Annotated in this window: 6 protein-coding genes; 1 reads left to right on the forward strand and 5 read right to left on the reverse strand. The window is 72.4% G+C overall.

From position 1 onward, the window contains the following. The 5 genes from AB0G02_RS27855 to AB0G02_RS27875 all read right to left on the reverse strand — a co-directional run. Positions 1-265, reverse strand: a 265-nt coding sequence (locus tag AB0G02_RS27855) for a hypothetical protein (RefSeq protein WP_360799351.1), incomplete at its 3' end; no start/stop codon positions are given. Positions 266-270: 5 nt separating this feature from the next. After that, the gene (locus AB0G02_RS27860) at positions 271-1,464 is read right to left on the reverse strand and encodes an ArsA family ATPase (RefSeq protein WP_360799354.1); all 1,194 of its coding nucleotides are present in this window, start codon (positions 1,462-1,464) and stop codon (positions 271-273) included. Next, entirely contained in the window at positions 1,461-1,910 is a 450-nt protein-coding gene (locus tag AB0G02_RS27865) for an SRPBCC family protein (protein WP_360799357.1), read from the reverse strand. The genes AB0G02_RS27860 and AB0G02_RS27865 overlap by 4 nt, the downstream gene beginning before the upstream one ends. Positions 1,911-1,937: 27 nt before the next feature. Further along, on the reverse strand, positions 1,938-2,726 hold the full coding sequence (locus tag AB0G02_RS27870) for a metallophosphoesterase (RefSeq protein ID WP_360799360.1): 789 nt from the start codon (positions 2,724-2,726) through the stop codon (positions 1,938-1,940). A gap of 11 nt (positions 2,727-2,737) precedes the next feature. Beyond that, entirely contained in the window at positions 2,738-3,118 is a 381-nt protein-coding gene (locus AB0G02_RS27875) for a polyketide cyclase / dehydrase and lipid transport (RefSeq protein ID WP_360799363.1), read from the reverse strand. Between the two features lie 111 nt (positions 3,119-3,229). Between AB0G02_RS27875 and AB0G02_RS27880 the strand changes: the two genes are divergently transcribed. After that, positions 3,230-5,038 carry a long-chain fatty acid--CoA ligase gene (locus tag AB0G02_RS27880; protein WP_360799366.1) on the forward strand — a complete coding sequence of 603 codons (1,809 nt, stop codon included), beginning with the start codon at positions 3,230-3,232 and terminating at the stop codon, positions 5,036-5,038. Positions 5,039-5,095 lie beyond the last annotated feature (57 nt).

Here is a 5,095-nt window from a genome sequence, read left to right on the forward strand (position 1 = left end):
GCCCGGCGGCGGTCTGCCCGGCAGCGGGTTCGGTCAGCGCCGCCCGCAGCACCGCGATCAGCCCGGCCACGTGCTCGGCGGCCTTGGCGGCCAGCTCCGACCGGTCGCCGCGAGCCAGTGCCACCGCGTTGCACAACGGGCACCAGCCGCAGGTCCGGGTGTCGTGCTCGCCGTCCTCGGCGGCCATCCGGTGCAGCCACGGCTGCGCCCGCTCGGCGGCGGCGTCGAGCAGCAGGCGCAGCTCCTCTGCGAGCTTCGAGTCCACGTGCCTCACCGCATCCACAGGTCGGGGTCGGGTGCGAACCGCACGGCCAACCCGGTGTCGTCCAGCTCGGCGCCGGTCACCAGGCAGCGCTTGAGCAGCGACGGCAGCGCGACCAGCCGGCGCCTGCCGTCCACGGTGACGGCCAGGTCGTCGCCCACCCGGGCCAGGTCGAGCGACGAGTCACCGACCGGCAGCGCGAGGCGCAACGTGTACTCCAGCTCGCCGGTCCGCTCGACGTGCAGCAGCGGCCCGTCGTCGGCGGCGCCGTCCAGCGGGTCCCGGCCCTGGTAGAGGCTCTCCGCGACGTCCAGCAACGCGGCCGTGCCGACCGGTTCGGCGGCCCGGTGCTCGACCGTGCGCACCGCCCCGAGGTCGCCCAGCTCGGCCAGCACGGCGTCCTGCTCGGCACGCCGGGTGCGCAGCCACTCGGCGGCCGGGCCGCGGTCCGCGCCGGGGTCCGGCACGACCCGGTTGGCCACCACGCCGTCGACCCGGATGCCCTGCAGGGCCAGCGCCGTCACGGTCCGCCGGGTCTCCGCCGCGACCACCCGTTCGGGGGTCAGCACCAGTCGCACGCTCGTCGTCGACGAGGTCAGCAGGCCGCGCAGCTGCTCCAGCTCCTCGGCCAGCCTGCCCAGCGCGTCGGCGGTGGCGTCCCACTTCTCCACCGTGCCGCTGCCGGCGACGCCGGCCAGCAGGCCGCGCACCACGCGGCGGTGGGTCGGGAACAGCCGTTCCAGGTAGGAGGCGAACGCCTCGGGCAGCGCCAGGAGGCGCAGCGTCTCGGCGGTGGGGCCGCAGTCGACGACCACCACGTCCCACGGGCCGTTGCGGGTCAGCCGCTGCACCTCCGACAGCGCGAGCAGCTCCTCGACGCCGGGCAGGACGGTCAGCTCCTCGGCGTCCAGCTCGTCCACGCCCGCGCCGGCGAGCACGGTCCGCAGGTGTCCGCGCAGGTCCCGCCACGCGTCGTCGACCAACGCGCGGGGATCGACCTGGGCCGCGTGCAGACCGCCCTCGATCTCGGTGACCTGCCCGGACAGCGGCACGCCGAGCGCGTCGCCCAGCGAGTGCGCCGGGTCGGTGGACACGACCAGCGCCTTGCGGCCACCGGCGGCGAGGGCGGTGGCGGTGGCGGCGGCCAGGGTCGTCTTGCCGACCCCGCCCTTACCGGTGAACAGCAGCAGGCGGGCGCTCATCCAGCGTCGTCCACCCGGTTCTCCACCCGCCGCTTCAGCTCCTTGAGCGCGGTGTCCATGATCATCTTCTCGGCCTTGCGGCGGAACAGGCCGATCATGGGCACGACCAGCTGCACGGACAGGGTGTAGGTGACCTCGGTCGAGCCGCCCCTGGGGGCCAGCGCGTAGCTGCCCTCCTGCGACTTCTGCATCTGACCCTTGACCAGGTGCCACGAGATCCGGCTCGACGACCACTCGTCGTAGGCGAGCACGTACTCGTCCTTGATGGGGCCCTGGTCGATGTTGAACTTGACCTGCGCCGCGCGGCCGTCCGCCCCGGTCTCCAGCACCTCGGCGCGCTTCACCCCGTTGGCCCACTCGGGGTAGGCGTCGAAGTCGGCGATGACCGCCGCGATCTCCTCGGGCGTCGCGTCGATGACGATGGACTGGGTGGACTCGTCGGCCATGTCGGGGAGGCTACCCGGTGGTTCTGCTTACCAACGCAGCACGTGGGGCGTGCCGGTGCGCTGGAAGTGGCCGACGTTGACGCACTCGGTCCACCCGACCCGGACCCGGCGTGCCATCGGCTGGTGCACGTGCCCGAACACCGACCACCGGGGCCGGTCGCGCTCGATCACCTTCAGCAACGACGTGGAGCCCAGCTCCGGCCGGCGGGCGACCACGTCGTAGGTCAGCTCGGCCACGGCCGGCGGCACGTGCGTGCACAGCACGTCGACCTCGCCCAGCCCGGCCAGCGCCGCGCCGAACTCCTCCTCCGTGCGCAGGTAGGGCCGCCACGGCCCGCGCCGGTTGGGCACGAAGCCGGGGTGCAGCAGCGCGCCGCCCGCGAAGCCGAACCGCAGCCCGCCGATCTCCGCGACCTGCCCGTCCAGGACGTGCACGCCGTCGCGGGCGAACTGCGGCCACAGCTCCGGGCTGTCCACGTTGCCCGGTGTGGCGTAGGTCGGCGCGCTCATCACGCCGAACAGTGCGGAGTACTGCTCCATGATCGCCTCTTGGACGACGTCGGCGGCGTTGTCCAGGCCCTCCCAGAGCGACCGCATGTACCGGACAGTCTCCGCGCCGAACCGGCCGCGCCGCAGCCGGGCGAACACCTCGACCTTCTCCGCGCCGAACACCCGGCCGAGGATGCCCTTGCCGTGGTCGTAGTAGTCGACGAAGTCGACCAGGTCCCCGAGCACCACCAGCGCGTCGGCGCCGTCACCCGCGCGGGCCAGCGCCTCCGCGTTGCCGTGGACATCCGAGACGACGTGAACCCGCACAAGACCCAAATCTACGGCAGCGCGGGCGCCACGCCGGGCGGCCTGCCGTCCTCCAAGATCAGTTTGAGGCCGAGTGACACCTCTTTGGCGGCCAACTGGCGGCGACGCACCTCGCGCCGTATCCGCTTGTCGGACGCATCGCCCGGCAAGTCGGCACGCAGGAAGTAATGCAGCAGGGTGCCGTCCAGGACCGGCTCCAACCACACCTCCATCGTTCCGACCAGCGCGCCGCCGACCGTCCAGCGCAACCCCTGCGTGCCCCGATCGGCGTAGACGTCCAGGGTGAGGTCCGGCCAGAACCGGGTCCACGCGGCGGGCGGCGCGAAGGCCGCGGCGACCACCGGCGGCGGCACTGCGAGGAACGTCTCGTCCACGACGTCGACACTGGGCACGGGTGGGAAGAGTGCCACGACACGGTCACGGAAACACCCACCAGCCTGGTGTATCGCCGGAATCACAGGCTAAGTTTCCCCACCGGTAACAAACAACGTCCGGAGGTCGACGTGCGCGAGTTCAGCGTCCCCGCCACAGCCACTGTGGCTGCCGAGGAGAACCTCACCGACATGGTGTGGGCGAACGCGGAGCGCTTCGGCAACGCCGTCAGCTTCCGCCGCCGCGTCGACGGGACGTGGGTGGACGTCACCGCCCGCGACTTCGCCGCCCAGGTCCTCGCGGTCGCCAAGGGCCTGATCGCGGCGGGCCTGCAGCCGGGCGAGCGGGTGGGTCTGATGTCCAAGACCCGCTACGAGTGGACCCTGCTCGACTTCGCCGTCTGGCACGCCGGCGGCGTCGTGGTCCCGATCTACGAGACCTCCTCGGCCGAGCAGGTCGAGTGGATCCTGTCCGACTCCTCGGCCAAGGCCGTGTTCGTGGAGACCTCCGGGCACCGCGCCATGGTGGACTCCGTGGTGGCCGGCCTGCCCGAGGTGCGGCAGGTGTGGCAGATCGACGGCCCCTCCGGCGACGCGGCAGGCGCCGTCGAGGAGCTCACCGCCCTGGGCGCGTCGGTGTCCGACGACGACGCGCGGGCCCGGCGCAAGGTGGTCGGCGCGGACGACACCGCGACCATCGTCTACACCTCGGGCACCACCGGCCGCCCCAAGGGCTGCGAGCTGACCCACCGCAACCTGCTGTCCGAGGTGCGCGGTGGGATCGCCGCGTTCCCGCAGCTCATGCAGGCGGGCAACTCGCTGCTGGTGTTCCTGCCGCTGGCGCACATCCTGGCCCGCGCCCTGGCGGTGTGCGGCGTGTACACGCGAGTGACGATGGGCCACACCGCCGACGTGAAGAACCTGGTCGAGGACCTCCAGTCGTTCCGACCGACGTTCGTCGTGGCCGTGCCGCGCGTGTTCGAGAAGGTCTACAACGGCGCGAAGCAGAAGGCGCACGCGGCGGGCAAGGGCAAGGTCTTCGACGCCGCCGAGGCGACCGCGGTGGCCTACAGCCAGGCGCTCGACAGCGGCAACGTCGGCGTCGGGCTCAAGCTCAAGCACGCGCTGTTCTCGAAGCTCGTCTACAGCAAGCTCCAGGCGGCGCTCGGCGGCCGGTGCACCGCGGCGGTGTCCGGCGGCGCCCCGCTCGGTGAGCGGCTGGCGCACTTCTTCCGCGGCGTCGGCGTGCCGGTGCTGGAGGGCTACGGCCTCACCGAGACCAGCGCGGCGGCGTGCGTGAACACCGCGTCGGCGTTCCGGGTCGGCACGGTGGGGCGCCCGGTCGGCGGCACGTCCGTGCGCATCGCGGAGGACGGCGAGATCCTGATCAAGGGCGAGATCGTGTTCCGCAGCTACTGGAACAACGACTCCGCGACCGCCGAGGCGCTGGAGGACGGCTGGTTCCACACCGGCGACATCGGTGAGCTCGACGACGACGGCTTCCTGCGGATCACCGGCCGGAAGAAGGAGATCATCGTCACGGCCGGCGGCAAGAACGTCTCGCCCGCCGTGCTGGAGGACCGCCTCCGCGCCCACCCGCTGATCAGCCAGTGCATGGTGGTCGGTGACGCGCAGCCGTTCATCGGCGCGCTGATCACCGTCGACCCGGAGTTCTTCCCGGCGTGGAAGGAGCAGAACGGCAAGCCGGCGTCGGCCTCCGTGGCGGACCTGGTCGACGACGAGACGCTGCGCGGCGAGATCCAGGCGGCGGTGGACGAGGCCAACCAGGCGGTGTCCAAGGCGGAGGCGATCAAGAAGTTCCGCATCCTGCCGGTGGACTTCACCGAGGCGGGCGGCGAGATGACGCCGAGCCTGAAGCTGCGCCGGTCCGTCGTGGCCTCGACCTACAAGCAGGACATCGAAGCGATCTACAGCGCCTGATCAAGACGAGTGGCGGGGGGCCGGGGGGGGGGGGGGCACGCCCCCCCCGGGTCGCGG

Origin of the sequence: Actinosynnema sp. NPDC023658 (assembly GCF_040639995.1) — a bacterium.
In the GTDB taxonomy this organism is placed as follows: domain Bacteria; phylum Actinomycetota; class Actinomycetes; order Mycobacteriales; family Pseudonocardiaceae; genus Actinosynnema.